Source organism: Lysobacter sp. OAE881 (assembly GCF_040546665.1).
Classification (GTDB): Bacteria; Pseudomonadota; Gammaproteobacteria; order Xanthomonadales; family Xanthomonadaceae; genus Lysobacter_J; species Lysobacter_J soli.
In genome coordinates this window covers 3,042,544-3,060,797 of the sequence record NZ_JBEPOG010000001.1, presented here as the reverse complement: position 1 = coordinate 3,060,797, position 18,254 = coordinate 3,042,544, and the positions used below count along the sequence as shown (strand labels likewise).

Here is an 18,254-nt window from a genome sequence, read left to right as displayed (position 1 = left end):
CCCGGCAAAACTTCCGGCCGGCGGGTTCAAGACACGAGCACCATTTGGGCACAGGCATGAGCGACGACCGACAGGGCCGCAGCACCGGCGACAGCAACAAGATCCTTTACTGCTCGTTCTGCGGGAAAAGCCAGCACGAGGTCCGCAAGCTCATTGCGGGCCCGAGCGTGTTCATCTGCGACGAATGCGTCGAGCTGTGCAACGACATCATCCGCGAGGAACTCGAGGAGAAGGCGCAGTCGGCCCGCAGCCACCTGCCCAAGCCGCGCGAGATCCTCGAGGTCCTGGACCAGTACGTGATCGGCCAGCAGCGCGCCAAGCGCACGCTCGCGGTGGCCGTGTACAACCATTACAAGCGCATCGAGAGCCGCCAGAAGAACGACGACGTCGAATTGGCGAAGTCGAACATCCTGCTCGTCGGGCCGACCGGTTCGGGCAAGACGCTGCTGGCCGAAACGCTGGCGCGCCTGCTCAACGTGCCGTTCACCATTGCCGATGCCACCACGCTGACCGAAGCCGGCTACGTCGGTGAGGACGTGGAAAACATCATCCAGAAGCTCCTGCAGAAGTGCGACTACGACGTCGAGAAGGCGCAGCAGGGCATCGTCTACATCGACGAAATCGACAAGATCTCGCGCAAGAGCGACAACCCGTCGATCACGCGCGATGTGTCGGGTGAGGGCGTACAGCAGGCGCTGCTGAAGCTCATCGAGGGCACCGTCGCCAGCGTCCCGCCGCAGGGCGGCCGCAAGCACCCGCAGCAGGAATTCCTGCAGGTCGACACGCGCAACATCCTGTTCGTCGTCGGCGGTGCGTTCGCCGGGCTCGACAAGATCATCCAGCAGCGCAGCACCGAGGCCGGCGGCATCGGCTTCGGCGCCAAGGTCAAGAGCAGCGAGCGCAAGAACGACATCGGCAAGCTCCTGGCCGACGTCGAGCCGGAAGACCTGATCAAGTTCGGCCTGATCCCCGAGTTTGTCGGCCGCCTGCCGGTGGTCGCCACGCTCGAGGAGCTGGACGAGCCGGCGCTGGTGAAAATCCTCACCGAGCCCAAGAACGCCATCACCAAGCAGTTCAAGAAGCTGTTCGAGATGGAGAGCGTCGAGCTCGAGTTCCGCCCGGACGCCCTCTCGGCGATCGCACGCAAGGCGCTCAAGCGCAAGACCGGTGCCCGCGGCCTGCGGACCATCGTCGAGTCGGTCCTCCTGGACACCATGTACGAGCTGCCCTCGCTGGAGAACGTCTCCAAGGTGGTCGTGGACGAGTCGGTGATCGATCACAAGACCGAGCCGTACCTGATCTACCAGACGCCTCCGGCCGCCCCGAAGGTCGCGGCCGCCGACTGACGGCGACGTGACCGGCGTCCCGCCTCCGACATCTCGGAGGACGGGCTAAGCGTCTGATTCACAAAGGATAAATGCCCCCGGCCCGCAGCATAGCCTGCGGGCCGCTTGCATCCGTTCGCGCCGGACCCCATAACCGTCGCCATGGGCGAAGTCAGCCCACGAAGTCCCCGGGCGTTCCCGCCCGCACCCGCTTTCCGGAGTCCCCCCATGGCCGTATCAACCGAGCACGAGACGCTCACCCTCCCGGTCCTGCCGCTGCGCGACGTCGTCGTGTTCCCGCACATGGTGATCCCGCTGTTCGTCGGCCGGGACAAGTCGATCCATGCGCTGGACGTCGCCATGGAAGCCGACAAGCGCATCCTGCTGGTCGCGCAGAAGTCCGCCGAGACCGACGACCCGGGCGCCGACGACCTCTACAAGGTCGGCACGCTCGCCCAGGTCCTGCAGCTGCTGAAGCTCCCCGACGGCACCATCAAGGTGCTGGTCGAGGGCGTGTCGCGCGTGAACGTCCATGACGTCACCGAGCGCGGCGGCGCCCTGAGCGGCCAGGCAGAAGTCGTCGAGCCGGAGAGCGATCGCGAGGAACGCGAAATCGAGGCGATCGCGCGCTCGCTGATGGGCCTGTTCGAGCAGTACGTGAAGACGAACCGCAAGCTCCCGCCGGAGCTGATGCAGACGCTGTCCGGCATCGACGAGCCCGGTCGCCTGGCCGACACCATCGCCGCCCACCTGGGCGTGCGCATCGGCGACAAGCAGAAGCTGCTGGAGACGCACGGCGTCGGCGCACGGCTGGAGCAGCTGGTCGGCCTGGTCGACGGCGAGATCGACGTGCAGCAGCTCGAGAAGCGCATCCGCGGCCGCGTGAAGTCGCAGATGGAAAAGAGCCAGCGCGAGTACTACCTCAACGAGCAGATGAAGGCGATCCAGAAGGAGCTCGGCGAGATCGACGATGCGCCCAACGACATCGACGAGCTCACGCGCAAGATCGCCGAAGCCGGCATGCCCAAGGCGGTCGAAGCCAAGGCCAAGGCCGAACTCAACAAGCTCAAGCAGATGTCGCCGATGTCGGCTGAAGCCGCCGTCGTGCGCAATTACCTCGACTGGCTGCTGGGCGTGCCGTGGAAGAAGCGCACCAAGGTGCGCAAGGACCTCAAGGCCGCTCAGGACGTGCTCGATGCCGATCACTTCGGCCTGGAGAAGGTCAAGGACCGCATCCTCGAATACCTCGCCGTCCAGTCGCGCGTGAAGCAGATGAAGGGCCCGATCCTGTGCCTGGTCGGACCGCCGGGCGTGGGCAAGACCTCTCTCGGCCAGTCGATCGCCAAGGCGACGAACCGCAAGTTCGTTCGCATGTCGCTCGGCGGCGTGCGCGACGAGGCCGAGATCCGTGGCCATCGCCGCACCTATGTCGGTTCGATGCCGGGCCGCATCGTGCAGAACCTCAACAAGGTCGGCAGCAAGAACCCGCTGTTCGTGCTCGACGAGATCGACAAGATGTCGATGGACTTCCGTGGCGATCCGTCATCGGCGCTGCTGGAGGTGCTCGACCCCGAGCAGAACAACGCCTTCAACGACCATTACCTGGAGGTCGACCTCGACCTGTCCGAAGTGATGTTCGTCGCGACCTCCAACTCGCTCAACATTCCCGGCCCGCTGCTGGATCGCATGGAAGTGATCCGCATACCGGGTTACACCGAGGAAGAGAAGCTCAACATCGCGATGCGCTACCTGCTGCCCAAGCAGATCAAGGGCAACGGCCTGAAGCCCGAAGAGCTGAAGGTCGCCGAGAGCGCGGTGCGCGACATCGTGCGCTACTACACGCGCGAGTCGGGCGTGCGTTCGCTCGAGCGCGAGATCGCCAAGATCTGCCGCAAGGTGGTGAAGGAAATCGCGCTGGCGGGCCCGTCGAAGAAGGGCGCGAAGAAGAACGTCGTCAACGTCACGTCGAAGAACCTCGACAAGTACCTGGGCGTGCGTCGTTACGACTTCGGCCGCGCCGAAGAGCAGAACGAAGTCGGGCTCGTCACGGGCCTGGCGTGGACCGAGGTCGGCGGCGACCTGCTGCAGATCGAAGCGACGCTGGTGCCGGGCAAGGGGCAGTTGCTGCTCACCGGCCAGCTCGGCGACGTCATGAAGGAGTCTGCATCGGCCGCGTTGTCCGTCGTGCGCGCGCGCACCGAGCAGCTCGGCATCGACCTGGATTTCCTGCAGAAGCACGACGTCCACGTGCACGTGCCCGAAGGCGCTACGCCGAAGGACGGCCCGAGCGCCGGCATCGCAATGGCGACGGCGCTGGTGTCGATGCTCACGCGCAATCCGGTCAAGGCCGACGTGGCGATGACGGGCGAGATCACGCTGCGCGGCCGTGTGCTGCCGATCGGCGGCCTGAAGGAAAAGCTGCTCGCGGCGCTGCGCGGTGGCATCCGCACCGTGATCATCCCCGAGGAAAACCGCAAGGACCTCGCCGACCTTCCGAAGACCGTGACACAGGGACTGAAGATCATCCCGGCGAAGTGGATCGACGAAGTGCTCAACATCGCGCTGGAACGTGCACCGACCCCGGCGCCTGCCTCGGCGTCCGGCGAGGGCGAAACGCCGGTTCGCGATGGTTCGAAAACGGTGACGCAGACGGACGTCAAGCACTGATTCCCGCCGCCTGTCGGATGTCGTTCGAAATCGCTGGAAGCCGCGCCACGCCTAGCTTTCAGGCTTGCGGCTCAAAAATGCCGCTGGTATAACGGCTGCGGACCGCGCAGCCGTTGCGACGCGCTGGTTGCGCGGCGAAGAACGATCGGGGGAATCGCCTTCGATTCCATGCTGCTTCATCCGAACATGCGGCGCTCGTCCGCACAGGGAGTCAGAACGAATGAACAAGGCTGAGTTTGTCGGCGCCGTCGCCGAGGCTGCCGAGCTGTCCAAGACCGACGCTGCCAACGCGGTCGACGCCATGATCAACGTGGTCACCAAGGCGCTGAAGAAGGGCGACACGGTGACGCTCGTTGGTTTCGGCACGTTCCAGGTCCGCAAGCGCGCCGCCCGCCAGGGCCGCAATCCGAAGACCGGCGAGACCATCAAGATCAAGGCGTCGAAGAATCCTTCGTTCAAGGCTGGCAAGGCGCTGAAGGATGCCGTAAACTAATCAACTCGCCGCCGATGTCTGAACGAATCGGTTAGCACCGCCGGGGTTTCGGCCCTCAGGCAGCAGTGCAAACGGGTGCTTAGCTCAGCGGTAGAGCGTCTCCTTTACACGGAGAGGGTCGGGGGTTCGAAACCCTCAGCACCCACCATCAAGCATCCAGCGGTGGTTGTAACGAGTTTTGAAGCACGCGGAGTGGTAGTTCAGTCGGTTAGAATGCTGGCCTGTCACGCCGGAGGTCGCGGGTTCGAGTCCCGTCCACTCCGCCAGTCTTCACAAGGGCGCCGGAAACGGCGCCTTTGTATTAGTGAGAGGGTCGAAACGCGGTTCATCGCGTCGATCCGGGGCTTCAGGCCCAGGTTTCAAAAAAGCGGAGTGGTAGTTCAGTCGGTTAGAATGCTGGCCTGTCACGCCGGAGGTCGCGGGTTCGAGTCCCGTCCACTCCGCCAGTTTTAAGTCGAAAGGCGCCGGAAACGGCGCCTTTTGTTTTTTCGGCGTCCGCGATGGAAACCACGTCGCGCGCTCTGCCCGGAGGCCACTTCCAGTGGTGTCGCCGGCCATCGAAATTCCTGCCTCACGCCGCCGTGACGGCGCTAAACTGTCCGGCTTACGACTGAACGCGTCCCGGACATGCTGCAGAAACTTCGCGACAAGACCTCGGGCTGGATCGCCACTGTGATCCTCGGCCTGCTGATCATTCCCTTCGCCTTCGTCGGCATCGAGCAATACCTCGGCCAGCGCACCGACAACTCGGTCGCGCGCATCGACGCGCCGCCGACCTGGTGGCCGACGGCGCCGGCGTGGTGGCCGGTGTCGGTGTTCTGGACGCACGAGAAGATCACGTCCGACGAGTTCCGCAGCCGTTTCGAGCAGGAGCGCATGCAGCGCCGCGCGCAGCAGGGCGAAGCGTTCGACGCACGCGCTTTCGAGAGCGTGGACAACAAGCGCGCGATCCTCGAAACGCTGATCGACGCACGCGTGCAGCAGATCGCCGCGCAGCGCAACGGCTTGGTCGTCAGCGACGCGATGGTGCAGAAGGCGATCATGGACGTGCCGGGTTTCCAGGTGGACGGCAAGTTCGATTACGCGCGATACAAGCTCGCGCTCGCATCGCTGACGCCGCCGCAGAGCGAGCGCCAGTTCGAAGCGACCGTGCGCGACGACGTGCAGCGTTCGATGCTCGCGGTGGGCGTGGGGACCAGCAACTTCGTCACCACCGCGGAGATGGACCGCCTGGTCCGCCTGATGGGCGAGCGCCGCGACGTGTCGCTGGTGCTGCTGCCGCCGCCCGCGCCGGACACCGCCGAGGTCAGCGCCGCGGAAATCCAGAAGTGGTACGACGCACACACCGCGCAGTTCCGCGCGCCGGAAACGGTCGAAATCGAATACGTCGAAGTCGACGCGAGCAAGCTGCCGCCGCCGGCCGCTGCCGACGAGGCGACGCTGCGTCATCGCTACGAGCAGGAGAAGGCGCGCTTCGTCGAAGCCGAGCAGCGCCAGGCTTCGCACATCCTCGTGCGCGTGGATGAGAAGGCCGACGCCGCCGCGCAGAAGGCCGCCGAAGAGAAGGCCAAGCGCCTGGCCGAACAGGCCAAGGCGCCGGGCGCCGACTTCGCCGCGTTGGCGCGTGCCAACAGCGACGACACCGGCTCGCAGGTCGCCGGCGGCGATCTGGGCTGGGTGGCCAAGGGCATGATGGTGGCGCCGTTCGAGAACGCGCTGTTCGCGATGAAGGCCGGCGAAATCAGCGCCCCGGTGAAGAGCGAGTTCGGCTGGCACATCATCCAGCTGCGCGACGTGCAGACCGGTTCGCAGCAGACCTTCGAGCAGGTGCACGACCAGCTCGCGCGCGAGCAGGCTGAAGTGGACCGCGAGCGCACGGTGAGCGACTTCACCAGCCGCCTGGTCGACCTGACGTTGAAGAATCCGTCGTCGCTCGCGCCCGCCGCGCGCGACATGAACCTGCCGCTGCAGAAGCTCGGTCCGTTCGCGCGCACCAACGCGCAGGGCATCGGCGCCAATCCGGCCGTGCAGCGCGTCGCGTTCTCGGAAGAGGCGATCCAGAGCGGCGCGATCAGCGACCCGATCGAGGTCGCACCCGGCCACAGCGTGCTGTTGCGCGTGACCGCGCATACGGCCGAACACGCGCAGCCGCTCGCGCAGGTGCGCGATCAGGTCATTGCCGCCGTGCGTGCCGACCGCGCCAGCAAGGCCGCGCGGAAGGAAGCCGACGCGCTGGTCGCGCGCGTGAACAAGGGCGAGACGCTCGACGCCATCGCGGCCGAGAAGCAGCTGCCGCCGCCGCAGGTCGTGCCGGGCGTGCCGCGTGGTGCGCCGGTGCCGGAAGCCGCGGTTTCTGACGCGATCTTCGCCGTGCCGGCTCCGGCCGCGGGCAAGTTGTCGGCGGGCCACGCCGAGCTGTCGAACGGCGGCATCGCATTGTTCGCGGTGAGCCAGGTCACGCCGGGCGACGTCGCGACGCTGCCGGCGGAGCAGCGCCAGATGCTGCAGCAGCAGATCGCGCAGGTCGGCGGTGGCGACGACGTGCGTGCGCTCGTCGATTCGCTGCGCAAGCGCGTGAAGGTGCAGGTCGTCGAGCAGAACCTCTGACGGTTCCGTCCTCGCAATGATGAAAAAGCCCGGCGATCGCCGGGCTTTTTCTTTGCGACCGGAGTGATCGCTCCCCTCGGTCGGCGACCACAAGAAAGCCCGGCATGGCCGGGCTTTCTGTTTGGCGATCCCGCGGCGTTATTCGCCGTGGATGCCCGTCATGCCGAGGATGTTGTAGCCCGCATCGACGTAGGTCACTTCACCCGTCACGCCTGCGGCGAGGTCCGAGCACAGGAATGCGGCTACGTTGCCGACGTCCTCGATCGTGACCGTGCGGCGCAGCGGCGCGTTCTCTTCGACGTGGCCGAGGATCTTGCGGAAGCCCGCGATGCCCGCGGCGGCGAGGGTCTTGATCGGGCCCGCAGAGATCGCGTTGACGCGCGTGCCTTCCGGGCCGAGGTTGAGGGCGAGGTAACGGACCGACGCTTCCAGGCTGGCCTTCGCCACGCCCATCAGGTTGTAGTTGGCGAGTGCGCGTTCGGCGCCGAGGTAGCTCAGCGTGACGATCGAACCGTTGCGGCCCTTCATCATCGGGCGCGCGGCCTTCGCCAGCGCCGAGAGCGAGTAGGCCGACACGTCGTGCGCGATGGCGAAGTTCTCGCGCGTCATGCCGTCGAGGAACTCACCGGCGATGGCTTCGCGCGGCGCGAAGGCGATGGCGTGCACGAGGATGTCGAAGCCGTCGTTCCAGCGCTGGCCGAGCTGCTCGAAGCACGCTGCGATCTGCGCATCGTCGCTCACGTCCAGCGGGATCACGATGTCGCTGCCGTACTCGGACGCGGCCGACTGCACGCGCGATTTCAGCTTCTCGTTCTGGTAGGTGAACGCCAGTTCCGCGCCCTCGCGGTGCATGGCCTCGGCGATGCCGCTGGCGATCGAACGCTCGCTGGCGATGCCGGTGATCAGTGCACGCTTGCCTTGCAGAAAACCCATGAGCCGATTCCTTCTTTGATGCCGATGCGGTGGGGACGGCCACCATGCGGCGGCCCAAAAACGCAGTTTAGCCGCAGCCGGCGCCGCGTTGCCGCGATGCGCCGGCGTATGTGGAAGGGCTCGCCGTGGAGGGCTGGCCGGTCAGGGCGAACCGGTCGCCGTCGGCAACGCGCCCGTTGGCGATTCGAGCGCGTCGATGAGCAGCGACTGGCCCGGCTTCAAGACGGCCTTCAGCGCCAGACCGTTGCGCCGCATCAGTTCGGCGACGGTGATCCGGTATCGACGTGCGATCGTCCACGCGCTTTCGCCCCTGGCGACGGTGTGGCGACGCGCAGCGGTCGATGCTGTCTGCGTCAACGGTGTCGGCGTCGTGGATTCGGACATCGACACCGAACTGGCGATATCGGCGGGGAAGTCGACCTTCGCCTCGTCGCCAGCCTCCGCGACGCGCGCATCGGTGCGGTCGGCGACGGCGAGCACGTGCGCGGTTGAACCGCTGGCCGGCACGATCCGGCCCTCCGCGTAAACCGGATTCCAGCGCTGCAGCTGCGCGGTGGTCTGCCCGGTGCGGGCCGCCCACTGATCCAGACGCTTGACGTCTTTCGGCAGCGTCACCGCCTGCAAACGCGGGACGGGGCGGTCGAGCGCGGTCATCCACTCGGCGCGATCGTCGGCCTGCTCGATCAGGCACGACAGCGCGTGCAGCTTGCGCACGTAGGCGACGGTGATGTCCGGCAGGCCGACGAGCTTGTCGAGCTGCACGTCGCGAATGTTCTGCCCGCTGCGCTTGAGCGCGCCCAGCACGCGGTATTCGCCGGCGTTGTAGGCCATCACGGCCAGTCGCCAGTCGCCGCCGAACATGCCGTGCAGCGTCTTCAGGTAGCGAACGGCCGCCTGGGTGGAATCGATCGGCGACAACCGGCCGTCGTAGCCCTTTCGGATCGGCACGCCGTGGTTGCGCGCGGTGATCGCGATCATCTGCCACAGGCCGGCCGGACCGGCGGCGCTGCGTGCGCCGGGTCGATAACCGCTCTCGACGAAGGGGATTAGCGCGAACTCGGTCGGGACGTGGCTTTCGCGCAGGGCATCGACGACGTAGCCGAACAGCGGCAGGACGTCGTCGTCGCCGGCGGCGAGCCGGCGCGGCACGTGGGCGAAGTGCTGGCGCCAGCGCGTCGACGTCGCATCGGCATCGCATTCGGGCTCGGCGAGGCCCTCGCGGAAGCTGTTGTAGATCTCCAGGCCGTTACGGGTGCGCGGGTCGGGCTGCGTTTCCGGCGTTGCTGTCTTGCTGTCTGCAGCCGACTGCGGCTCATCCGGGGCCTCCTGCGCGACGACCGGCAGGGCCGTGAAGGCGGCCAGGCAGAACGCGCCCAGCCGGCGACGCCATCGATCGGCGCCGGTCATGCGGTGAATCCGTCCTTCCAGCGCCGCAGTGCGGCGAATGCGTCCACGTCGTTGGCCGCGGCACAGCCGGTCTCGCGCGCCAAGCTGGCGCGCACCTCGGGGCGGTCCACGCGCAGGAAAGGATTGGTGGCCAGTTCGTCGGCCAGGGTGCTGGGAAGGGTGGGTCGTCCGGTCGCGCGCATGGCCGTGGCCTCCTCGAAGCGGCGCTGGAGCGCCGGGTTGCCGGGTTCTACCACGCGGGCGAAGGCCGCGTTTGCGAGCGTGTACTCATGTCCGCAACACACCCGCGTCGCGGGGGGAAGGGCGGCCAGCCGGGACAGGGACGCGTGCATCTGCTCGGCGGTGCCTTCGAACATCCGCCCACAGCCGAGGCTGAACAGGGTGTCCCCGCAAAAAAGCAGGCCATGCCCGTGGTAGGCGACGTGGCTTCGCGTATGGCCCGGGACGGCAAGGACGTCGAAATGCCAGCCCGCAACATCGATCGCCTCGCCATCGGCCACGCGTCGATAGCTCGCCGGGATGCGGTCGTCGTCCGGCGCGAAGACCGGCAGCCCCGGCCAGCGTTCCAGCAACGCCGGCACGCCACCGATATGGTCGCCGTGGTGGTGGGTGAGCAGGACCCCGGCCGGATGCAGCCCGGCGTCGGCGGCCGCGAAGACGGGCCCGGCTTCGCTCGGGTCGACGATCAGCGCCCGCGCGCCATCGTCGGCGGCGAGCGTCCAGATGTAGTTGTCGCTCAGGGCGGGCAGGGGCGTGAGGTGCATCGTCAGTCCGTGGAATGCCCCCGATCGGCCGGTCCTGCCGCACAATCGGGGAGTCGGCGCCCTGGGGCGCCCGGAGAAAAGCCGGCCCGACCATGCCCGCCGCCCACCCACCGCGTCAATCGGAGACATCCGGATCTGCGCTCGGCTGGTTCAGCAGCGAGGCGGGCCAGGGACTGCTCGCGGTCGAGGAAGCGGCGATGCTCCGCGTGCTCGCGAGTTGCCCCGCGGCGGCCTGGGGCTGGCTCGGCGTGGACGGTGCGCCGGCGCCGGAAGTCGGCGGCCGCGGACTGCTGCTTCGACGTTTCGGCCTGGGCTTCCACGGCGCCGTGCGCTGCCGCCTGCCCTTGCCCGTGGCGAGCGAAGCGCTCGGCGCGGTGCTGCTCCAGCACGCGCTGGACGACGAGGTTCCGATCGATCCGCTGCTGGACGAATGCGCCCGCGTCCTCGCGCCGGGCGGCACGCTGTGGCTGGCGGTGCTCAATCCGTGGAGTCCGTACCGCCTGCGCTGGGCCCGCACCGGACTTCGCGCGCGCGATCCGGGCGTGTGGCAATCCGCGTTGCGGCGGGCGGGGTTTCGCCTCCGATACCGTCAGCCTGCAGTGGCTCGGGCCGCACTGGCGCGTGGCGCATGGCGAAGTGGGCGTCGGCGCGTCCGATCGCCTGCGCGCGGGTGTCGCGCTCACGGTCAACAAGCGCGTGCATGCGTTGATCCCGCCCAAGCCGCTGCGTGGATTGCGATGGCAGGCGGGCACGCGATCCCACCTCGTGCGACGCGAGCCGGCGATAATGGATCCATGAATTCGCCCGACCCGACGTCCGCACCTTCCCCCAAGCACATCGAAGCCCACACCGACGGCGCGTGCCTCGGCAATCCCGGTCCCGGCGGCTGGGCCGCGCTGCTTCGCTATCGCGGCCACGAACGCGAACTGTCCGGCGGCGAGGCCGACACCACCAACAACCGCATGGAGCTGATGGGCGCGATCATGGCGCTGGAGTCGCTGAGCGAACCGTGCAGCGTCCTGCTGCACACCGACTCGCAGTACGTGCGCAAGGGCATCACCGAGTGGATCAACAACTGGGTCCGCCGCGGCTGGAAGACCGCCGCCGGCGAGCCGGTGAAGAACCGCGACCTCTGGGAGCGCCTGCACACCGCGACGCTGCGCCATCGCGTCGAGTGGAAGTGGGTGAAGGGCCATTCCGGCGATCCGGACAACGAACGCGTCGACGTCCTCGCGCGCCTCCAGGCGCAGCAGTTCCGCGCCAGCGCCACCGTGCGCTAATCCCGAACCAACCTGTGAGAATGCAGCCGATGCGGCAGATCATCCTCGACACCGAAACCACCGGCCTGAGCTGGGAGCGCGGCAACCGCGTGGTCGAAATCGGCTGCGTCGAATACATCGAGCGCCGCCCGAGCGGGCGCACCTTCCACGTCTACCTCAAGCCGGACTGCGATTTCGAGCAGGGCGCGCAGGAAGTGACGGGGCTGACGCTCGAATTCCTCGCCGACAAACCCGTGTTCGAGCAGGTGGCCGAGGAATTCCTCGCCTTCATCGACGGCGCCGAGTTGATCATCCACAACGCGGCGTTCGACCTGGGCTTCCTGGACAACGAACTGCGCCGGCTCGGCGAGCAGTACGGCCGCATCACCGATCGATGCCGCGTCGAGGACACGCTGCTGCTCGCGCGCCAGCGTTTCCCCGGCCAGCGCAATTCGCTCGACGCGCTCTGCAAGCGCCTGGGCGTGGACAACTCGCATCGCCAGCTGCACGGCGCGCTGCTCGACGCCCAGATCCTGGGCGACGTCTATCTCGCGCTGACCTCCGGGCAGGAGGAAATCGGCTTCGCGGTCGAGGCCGCGGCGAGCGCGGTCGATACGTCGCAGTTCCGCGTCGATCCGAACGTCGCCCGTCCGCGCGTGCAGATCAGCGTCGAGGAACAGGCCGCGCATGACGCGCGACTGGAGAAGCTGCGCAAGAAGGCGGGCAAAGCGGTGTGGGACCAGTTCACCGTGGTCGAGGCCGTCGCGGAGCCGGAACTGGCGACGGCCTAGTCGCCGTGGTCATCGGCGACTACGCGGGCCGCGCTCGCCGAGCGTCATCCCGGCGCACGCCGGGACCCAGGCCGGGCGCCCTTCAGCAAGACGTCCCGCCATTCCAGCGAAGACTGGAATCCATCCTGATCTTCGAAACGGGCGAGACCTGAAGGCCCAGCGGCCTTCAGTGATGCCGCACCAGGATCACGGTGACGTTGTCCGAGCCGCCGCCGTCCAGCGCCGCGGCCACCAGCGTGTCGACGCATTCCTGCGCGCTGCAGTCTGACTGCGCCAGCACGCGCGCGATGCCGCGATCGTCCACTTCCTCGGTCAGACCGTCGCTGCACAGCAGCAACTGCATGCCGGGCTTGAGCTCCCCGGTCATGGTCTCGACGTTGAGGTTGCGCGGATCGGTCACGCCTAGCGCCTGCGTCACGACGTTGCGGTGCGGATGGCTGCGTGCCTGCTCCTGCGTGATCGCGCCGTTGGCGATCAGCTCCTGCACGTAGCTGTGGTCCTGCGACAACTGCGCGAGGTTGCCTTCGCGCCACAGGTAGACGCGGCTGTCGCCGACCCAGGCCACCTCGAAGCGGTTGCCGGTGATGCGCGCGGCGACGACGGTCGTGCCCATCGGCAGCGCGTCGTTGCGCCGCTTGGAGGTGCGGATGATTTCCTCGTCGGCGATGCGGATCGCCTGCGCGAGCGGCGTGCCGTCGCGGATCTCGCGCACGATGGTCTCGCGAGCCAGGGCGCTTGCGACTTCGCCGTATTCATGACCGCCCATGCCGTCGGCCACCAGCCACAGGCCGAGCTCGCCGTCACCGTAGTAGGTGTCTTCATTGAGCTCGCGGCGCAGGCCGACGTGCGTGAGGTGTCCGAATTCGATCATGCGTCCGTTGATTCGGCGGCGGTCTTTCAGGCGGTAACGGAATCATCGGGGCGCAGCGGCCGGGTGGCAAGGAGCGCGATTAAGGTTCTCGTTGCCGACGGACTGGGCAAAGGCGGCGGACCGTCGTGCGGCGCCGAAATACGGCGATCTACCGGGAACGGACGTCCTGCTGCTTGCGGCCCCCGGCGTTGCACCGGGAGCCGAACACGTACGCGCTTACGGCGTGTTGCCGGTCCGGTAGTCCTGGTAGGACTTCTCCTCGACGTAGGCCGAGCCCAGCGCAAGGTTGATCTCCTTCTTGATCCGCGCGCGTTCGTCGTTCTCGAAGTAGACGCTGCGGGCCAGGCGGACGAACTCGTCGTCGAAGGCCTGCGCCTTCTCCTTGATGCGGATGTCGTCCTCGATGACCCACAGGCGCTCGTTGACCGCCTTGAGGTCGGCGCGCAGGCGGGCGATGTCCTTGCCGGCGGCCGGATGCGCCATCCACGTCTTCTCCAGCGCGGACAGCTCGTTGCGGACGTTCTCCAGCTTGGCCGGATCGCTCATGCGCTCGGACTTGATCTGCAGGATCGCGATCTTGTCGAGCAGTTCGCCAAAGGAGACCGGGACGAGGATTTCGGACATGACGAGGCCGTTCATTCAGGGGACTACAGTGTAGCCGGGCTTTCGGACCGCTTGCCGGACGCACGTCGTCCCCGTAGAATTGCCGGCTCACTGCACCCGGAGAGGTGGCAGAGTGGTTGAATGTACCTGACTCGAAATCAGGCGTACGTTTATAGCGTACCGAGGGTTCGAATCCCTCCCTCTCCGCCAGACAAAAAAGAAGACGCCCCCGAAAGGGGGCGTCTTCTTTTGCGTTGCGGAGAGGGAGGACGTGATGAGGACCCTCGGTTCGACAAATCGGCAGGACTGCCGATTTGGACAACCGGAGGTTGCCTGGAGGCGCGTAGCGCCGGAAGGCGAGCGCCATGGATGGCGCGAGTCCATCCCTGCATCAGTTCGCAGGGCTGCGTGAACCCGCAGTCGCTTGCTCATCACGGACGAATGCGGACTGCAATCCGCAACACTCGCGTCAACGCGCCAGCGCGTACGCGGCAAGCCCAAACGCCAGCACAGCAGCCGTCACCGCCACGCCCGTTACCCACTGCATGACCTGCAGTCGGCGGTCCTGTTCGACCTGCTGGCGGCGAAGGTCGACCAGCGTCGATTCGAGTTGCGCGGACGCCTGCTTCAATGCCGACCGCGTCTGCTCCATCTCGCTGGCCAGGGTGCGGATCGCCTGGTCGTTGCGATCGACCGCGTCCTGCAGTTCGCGGATCTGCTGCGGAATCTGCGACGGCTCGCGGCTGCGCGTGAACATGGGGCGCGCGGCGCGGATGAGCTCCGGCAGCAGCGGCGCGACGACGGTGAACCAGGCAGCCATCACGGGTTCTCCTGCGAACTGACGATCGGATGATCGGCGCAGTAGCGTTTGAACGCGGCGATGGCGTCGTCGACGGTGATCAGGTCCATCACGCCGGCATGCTCGATCTTCGTGCCCCAGCGCAGTTCGGAAGCAGGCTTGCCCAGGTATCTGCGTGCGGCGTCGTCATAGCGGTCCACGCAGTAGCGACGGTCGCTGTAGGGCCCGCTGCGCGCGGGATTGCTCGCCGCATGCAGGCCCAGCACCTTGGTGCCCATCGCATTGGCGATGTGCATCGGCCCGGAGTCGGGCGTCATCAGCAACTGACCGCGTTCGAGCAGCGCCGGCAATTGCTTGAGCGTGTCCTTGCCGATCAGGTCCAGCGCGGGATGCGCCATCGCCGAAAGGATCGCATCGCCGGTTGCACGTTCGAGGTCGCTTCGCCCGCCGCACAGCACGACGCGCCAGCCGCGCTCGGCGGCATGATCCGCGACGGCGGCCAACCGGTCGGCGGGCCAGTTGCGCAGGACGTGGCTCGAGCAGGGTGAAATGAGCAAGGTCGGCACATCGTCCTGCGGCCACTGCGCACGCGCCCATTCGCGCGCGTCGTCCGGCACGGGAAGGTCCCAGATCACGCGCTCCTGACGCAGGCCCAGCGGCTCGCAGAAGCTGCCGATGGCGTCGAGCACGTGGATGCCGGGGCGGTCGGGGATGCGCTCGTTGATGAAGACGCCATGCAGGTCCTTCGAACGCGAGCGGTCGTAGCCCACGCGCCTGCGCGCCGGAATGAAGGCCGACAACAGGTTCGCGCGTGCGGCGACCTGCATCTGCAGGAGCACGTCGAAGCGCTTCGCGGCGCCGAGGCGTTCGCGCAATTCGCCACGCAGTGCGCGCATGCCGGCCACGCCGGTCTTCTTGTCGTACTCGACGAAGTCCACGCCGGGCAGGCCGGCAAGCAGGCGGTGCTCGCCCTTGCCGATCACCCACGTCAGCCGCACGTGCGGCCATGCCGCCTGGAGCGTGCGCACCAGCGGCACGACGTGGGTCACGTCGCCCAGGGCGGACAGGCGGAGCAGGCAGATCGAAGCGGGCGCGGGAGGCGCGCTGGAGGAGGCAGCGGACACGTGAATTGCTAGACTCCGGGCAATGACGGGGTTCGATGCTGCCGAAGAGTTGACGCCGTTCCGCGACGACAGCGGGTACGGAGCCATTCTGTTCGACCGTAACCGGGTGCGGCAAGCAAGCCCGGACTGGTTCATGCCGTCGTTCTGGCAGCAACGCGCGCGCCCGGTGGAAAGCGGCGGTCGCGGCGGCGCATGGTTCGTCGACGCGCCGTTCGGTCCGGCCCTGTTGCGGCGCTACCTGCGCGGCGGCATGGTGGCGAAGGTCAGCCGCGATCGTTACTGGTGGCACGGCGCGGCCAGCACGCGCAGTTTCGCCGAGTTCCGCCTGACCCGCGCGATGGCCGAGAAGGGCGTGCCCGTGCCCCGGCCCATCGCCGCGTGCTACCGCCGCGACGGCCTGTTTTACCGCGCCGCGATCCTGCTCGAACGCCTCGACGACGTGCGCTCGCTGGCCGACCGCGCCGCCGTCGCCGGCGATGGCGCGCCGTGGGAGGAAGCTGGCCGGCTGATCGCACGCGCCCATCGCGCGGGGCTCGATCACGCCGACCTCAACGCCCACAACCTGTTGTTCACCACGACCGGGCGAGGCTGGATCATCGATCTCGACCGCGGTCGCGTCCGTATTCCCGCCACCGGCTGGCGCGAACGCAACCTCGCGCGGCTCAAGCGCTCGCTGCTGAAGCTGCGCGGGAAACGCACGGTCCCGGACGTCGAGCGCGATTACGCGCGCCTGCGCGCGGCGTACGATCGGGCCTGGGAACGAGGCTACTGAGATGACGTGGCAACTGCGTCTTCATGGCGTCGGCAATGCGTCGGCGGTCGAGCTCGGCTCGGCGATGGCGACCATCGAGCGCGACGGCGCGCCGTGGCTGACGATCGACTGCGGCGGCGAAGGCCTCACCGCATACCAGGCTTACTACGGCGACATGCCGCGCGCGCTGTTCGTCACGCATACCCACCTGGACCACGTGGCGGGCTTCGAGCGCCTGTTCGTCAGCAGCTATTTCGACGATGCGCGCCGTGGCCGCGTGAAGCTGTACGTGCCGGCGCCGGTGGTGCCGCTGCTGCACCAGCGCGTGGGCGACTATCCCAATGCGCTCGCCGAAGGCGGCGTGAACTTCTGGGATGCCTTCCAGGTGATCCCCGTCGGCGGATCGTTCTGGCACGACGGCGTGCGGCTGGAAGTGTTCCCGACGCGCCATCACTGGCCGGAAACCGCGTTCGGCCTGCGCCTGCACGGCAGCATGGTGTGGACGGGCGACACCCGCCCGATCCCGGAAATGCTCGCGCGCTACGCCGACGCCGGCGAACTCGTCGCGCACGACTGCGCGCTGCACGGCAATCCTTCGCACAGCGGCATCGAGGATCTGGAGCGCGAGTATTCCGCTGCGCTGCTCGGCCGCTGCCTGCTGTATCACTACGGCAATCGCGAGGAAGGCGAGATACTCGCCGCGCGCGGTTACCGCGTGGCCCATCCCGGCCAGGTCGTCGCGTTGCACGAACCGTCAGCGGTGCGCACGGAACCGGCATGAACGCCGCTTCGCAACCGCTGACCGCCACGATGCCGCTCGACGTGCGCGGGCGCCCGCTGCGCGACCTGCGGCTGTCGGTGATCGAAGCCTGCAATTTCCGCTGCCCGTACTGCATGCCGGCCGATCGCTTGCCGGACGACTACGGTTTCGATTCGGCGACGCGCCTGTCGTTCGACGAGATCGAAACGCTGGTGCGTGGCTTCGCGCAGCTGGGCGTGAACAAGCTGCGCCTCACCGGCGGCGAGCCGCTGCTTCGGAAGAACCTGCCGTCGCTGATCCAGCGGCTGGCGCGCATTCCCGGCCTGGACGACATCGCGCTCACCACGAATGGCTCGCTGCTCGCCGCGCAGGCACGCGCATTGCGCGAAGCGGGGCTGGGACGCATCACGGTGAGCCTCGACGCGATGAATCCCGCGCGGTTCCGCGACATGACCGGCGGCCGCGGCGAACTGTCCGACGTCCTGGCTGGGCTGGAAGCGGCACGCGCGGCCGGCTTCGAATCGATCAAGATCAACTGCGTCGTCGAGCGCGGCATCAACGACGACCAGGTGCTGCCGCTGGTGTCGCATTTCCGCGGCACGGGCCACGTCGTGCGCTTCATCGAGTTCATGGACGTGGGCACCTGCAACGACTGGTCGCGCGATCGCGTGGTGCCATCGGCGGAACTGCGCGACCGCATCGCCGCGCGCTGGCCGCTGCGCGCGCTGGAAGCGAATTACCGGGGCGAAGTGGCATCGCGGTACGCGTTCGAGGACGGGCAGGGCGAAGTCGGCTTCGTGAGTTCGGTGAGCGCGCCGTTCTGCGGCGATTGCCATCGAGCCCGGGTCTCCGCCGACGGCCGCCTTTACACCTGCCTGTTCGCCGGCGATGGACACGATCTTCGTCCCGCGCTGTCGCAGGGCGTCGACGCCCTGCGCGAGCGCGTATCGACGATATGGACGCGCCGTGGCGATCGTTACAGCGAGATGCGCGGCGGCGTCGGGGCGTCGCGCAAGCACGTAGAGATGTTTCTTATTGGTGGGTGAGCGTACGCGCTTGCGGACCACTGGTCCGCGCGTGCGCGAACGCCCGGCCATGGA

General features: G+C 67.5%; 16 protein-coding genes and 4 tRNA genes. 13 read left to right on the top strand and 7 right to left on the bottom strand.

Annotated elements, in window-relative coordinates; translation table 11 throughout:
• Nucleotides 1-56: 56 nt before the first annotated feature.
• The 7 genes from clpX to ABIE51_RS14120 all read left to right on the top strand — a co-directional run bounded on the left by clpX (nt 57) and on the right by ABIE51_RS14120 (nt 7,092).
• The gene (clpX, locus tag ABIE51_RS14150; RefSeq protein ID WP_115842924.1) at nt 57-1,346 is read left to right on the top strand and encodes an ATP-dependent Clp protease ATP-binding subunit ClpX; all 1,290 of its coding nucleotides are present in this window, start codon (nt 57-59) and stop codon (nt 1,344-1,346) included.
• Between the two features lie 207 nt (nt 1,347-1,553).
• Nucleotides 1,554-3,992: an endopeptidase La gene (gene lon / locus ABIE51_RS14145; protein WP_115842925.1), complete on the top strand. Its 2,439-nt coding sequence runs from the start codon at nt 1,554-1,556 to the stop codon at nt 3,990-3,992.
• A gap of 220 nt (nt 3,993-4,212) precedes the next feature.
• Nucleotides 4,213-4,485 carry a non-specific DNA-binding protein Hbs gene (hbs, locus tag ABIE51_RS14140; RefSeq protein ID WP_115842926.1) on the top strand — a complete coding sequence of 91 codons (273 nt, stop codon included), beginning with the start codon at nt 4,213-4,215 and terminating at the stop codon, nt 4,483-4,485.
• A 73-nt stretch (nt 4,486-4,558) separates the two neighbouring features.
• A tRNA-Val gene (locus tag ABIE51_RS14135) sits at nt 4,559-4,633 on the top strand.
• Nucleotides 4,634-4,674: 41 nt separating this feature from the next.
• Nucleotides 4,675-4,751: transfer RNA gene (locus ABIE51_RS14130), tRNA-Asp, on the top strand.
• Between the two features lie 103 nt (nt 4,752-4,854).
• Nucleotides 4,855-4,931, top strand: a tRNA-Asp gene (locus ABIE51_RS14125).
• Between the two features lie 181 nt (nt 4,932-5,112).
• Nucleotides 5,113-7,092: a peptidyl-prolyl cis-trans isomerase gene (locus ABIE51_RS14120; RefSeq protein ID WP_192631199.1), complete on the top strand. Its 1,980-nt coding sequence runs from the start codon at nt 5,113-5,115 to the stop codon at nt 7,090-7,092.
• A gap of 138 nt (nt 7,093-7,230) precedes the next feature.
• Here the strand turns inward: ABIE51_RS14120 and ABIE51_RS14115 are convergent, their stop codons facing one another.
• The 3 genes from ABIE51_RS14115 to gloB form a co-directional block, all read right to left on the bottom strand.
• Entirely contained in the window at nt 7,231-8,025 is a 795-nt protein-coding gene (locus tag ABIE51_RS14115) for an enoyl-ACP reductase FabI (RefSeq protein WP_115842935.1), read from the bottom strand.
• A gap of 141 nt (nt 8,026-8,166) precedes the next feature.
• Nucleotides 8,167-9,432 (bottom strand): lytic transglycosylase domain-containing protein, encoded by a 1,266-nt coding sequence (locus ABIE51_RS14110; protein ID WP_192631198.1) that lies wholly within the window; start codon nt 9,430-9,432, stop codon nt 8,167-8,169.
• The gene (gene gloB, locus ABIE51_RS14105) at nt 9,429-10,196 is read right to left on the bottom strand and encodes a hydroxyacylglutathione hydrolase (protein ID WP_192631197.1); all 768 of its coding nucleotides are present in this window, start codon (nt 10,194-10,196) and stop codon (nt 9,429-9,431) included. Before gloB ends, ABIE51_RS14110 begins: the two co-directional genes overlap by 4 nt.
• 794 nt (nt 10,197-10,990) lie before the next feature.
• Here gloB and rnhA point away from each other — a divergent pair.
• Together rnhA and dnaQ are read left to right on the top strand one after the other, a co-directional pair.
• Nucleotides 10,991-11,476, top strand: a complete 486-nt coding sequence (rnhA, locus tag ABIE51_RS14100; RefSeq protein WP_115842939.1) for a ribonuclease HI — start codon at nt 10,991-10,993, stop codon at nt 11,474-11,476.
• 29 nt (nt 11,477-11,505) lie between these two features.
• Nucleotides 11,506-12,246, top strand: coding sequence for a DNA polymerase III subunit epsilon (gene dnaQ / locus ABIE51_RS14095; protein ID WP_192631196.1), 741 nt, complete (start codon nt 11,506-11,508; stop codon nt 12,244-12,246).
• A 166-nt stretch (nt 12,247-12,412) separates the two neighbouring features.
• On the opposite strand, the gene ABIE51_RS14090 is transcribed toward dnaQ, so the two are convergent.
• Together ABIE51_RS14090 and ABIE51_RS14085 are read right to left on the bottom strand one after the other, a co-directional pair.
• Entirely contained in the window at nt 12,413-13,117 is a 705-nt protein-coding gene (locus ABIE51_RS14090; RefSeq protein ID WP_115842940.1) for a PP2C family protein-serine/threonine phosphatase, read from the bottom strand.
• A gap of 216 nt (nt 13,118-13,333) precedes the next feature.
• Nucleotides 13,334-13,741, bottom strand: coding sequence for a DUF6165 family protein (locus ABIE51_RS14085; RefSeq protein ID WP_192631195.1), 408 nt, complete (start codon nt 13,739-13,741; stop codon nt 13,334-13,336).
• A gap of 98 nt (nt 13,742-13,839) precedes the next feature.
• On the opposite strand from ABIE51_RS14085, the gene ABIE51_RS14080 reads away from it, so the two are divergent.
• Nucleotides 13,840-13,930 (top strand) — tRNA-Ser (locus ABIE51_RS14080).
• 259 nt (nt 13,931-14,189) lie between these two features.
• Here the strand turns inward: ABIE51_RS14080 and ABIE51_RS14075 are convergent.
• Together ABIE51_RS14075 and ABIE51_RS14070 are read right to left on the bottom strand one after the other, a co-directional pair.
• A complete protein-coding gene (locus ABIE51_RS14075; protein WP_192631194.1) occupies nt 14,190-14,540 on the bottom strand; it encodes a hypothetical protein in 351 nt (116 codons plus the stop codon).
• Nucleotides 14,540-15,643, bottom strand: a complete 1,104-nt coding sequence (locus ABIE51_RS14070) for a glycosyltransferase family 9 protein (protein ID WP_354504339.1) — start codon at nt 15,641-15,643, stop codon at nt 14,540-14,542. The genes ABIE51_RS14075 and ABIE51_RS14070 overlap by 1 nt, the downstream gene beginning before the upstream one ends.
• 22 nt (nt 15,644-15,665) lie before the next feature.
• On the opposite strand from ABIE51_RS14070, the gene ABIE51_RS14065 reads away from it, so the two are divergent.
• From ABIE51_RS14065 to moaA, 3 genes are read left to right on the top strand one after another with little or no spacing between them, the layout of a single operon-like run.
• Complete coding sequence (locus ABIE51_RS14065) at nt 15,666-16,415, top strand: 3-deoxy-D-manno-octulosonic acid kinase (RefSeq protein WP_192631192.1); 750 nt, start codon at nt 15,666-15,668, stop codon at nt 16,413-16,415.
• Nucleotide 16,416: 1 nt separating this feature from the next.
• The gene (locus ABIE51_RS14060; RefSeq protein ID WP_192631191.1) at nt 16,417-17,175 is read left to right on the top strand and encodes an MBL fold metallo-hydrolase; all 759 of its coding nucleotides are present in this window, start codon (nt 16,417-16,419) and stop codon (nt 17,173-17,175) included.
• On the top strand, nt 17,172-18,200 hold the full coding sequence (gene moaA, locus ABIE51_RS14055; protein WP_192631190.1) for a GTP 3',8-cyclase MoaA: 1,029 nt from the start codon (nt 17,172-17,174) through the stop codon (nt 18,198-18,200). Before ABIE51_RS14060 ends, moaA begins: the two co-directional genes overlap by 4 nt.
• Nucleotides 18,201-18,254 lie beyond the last annotated feature (54 nt).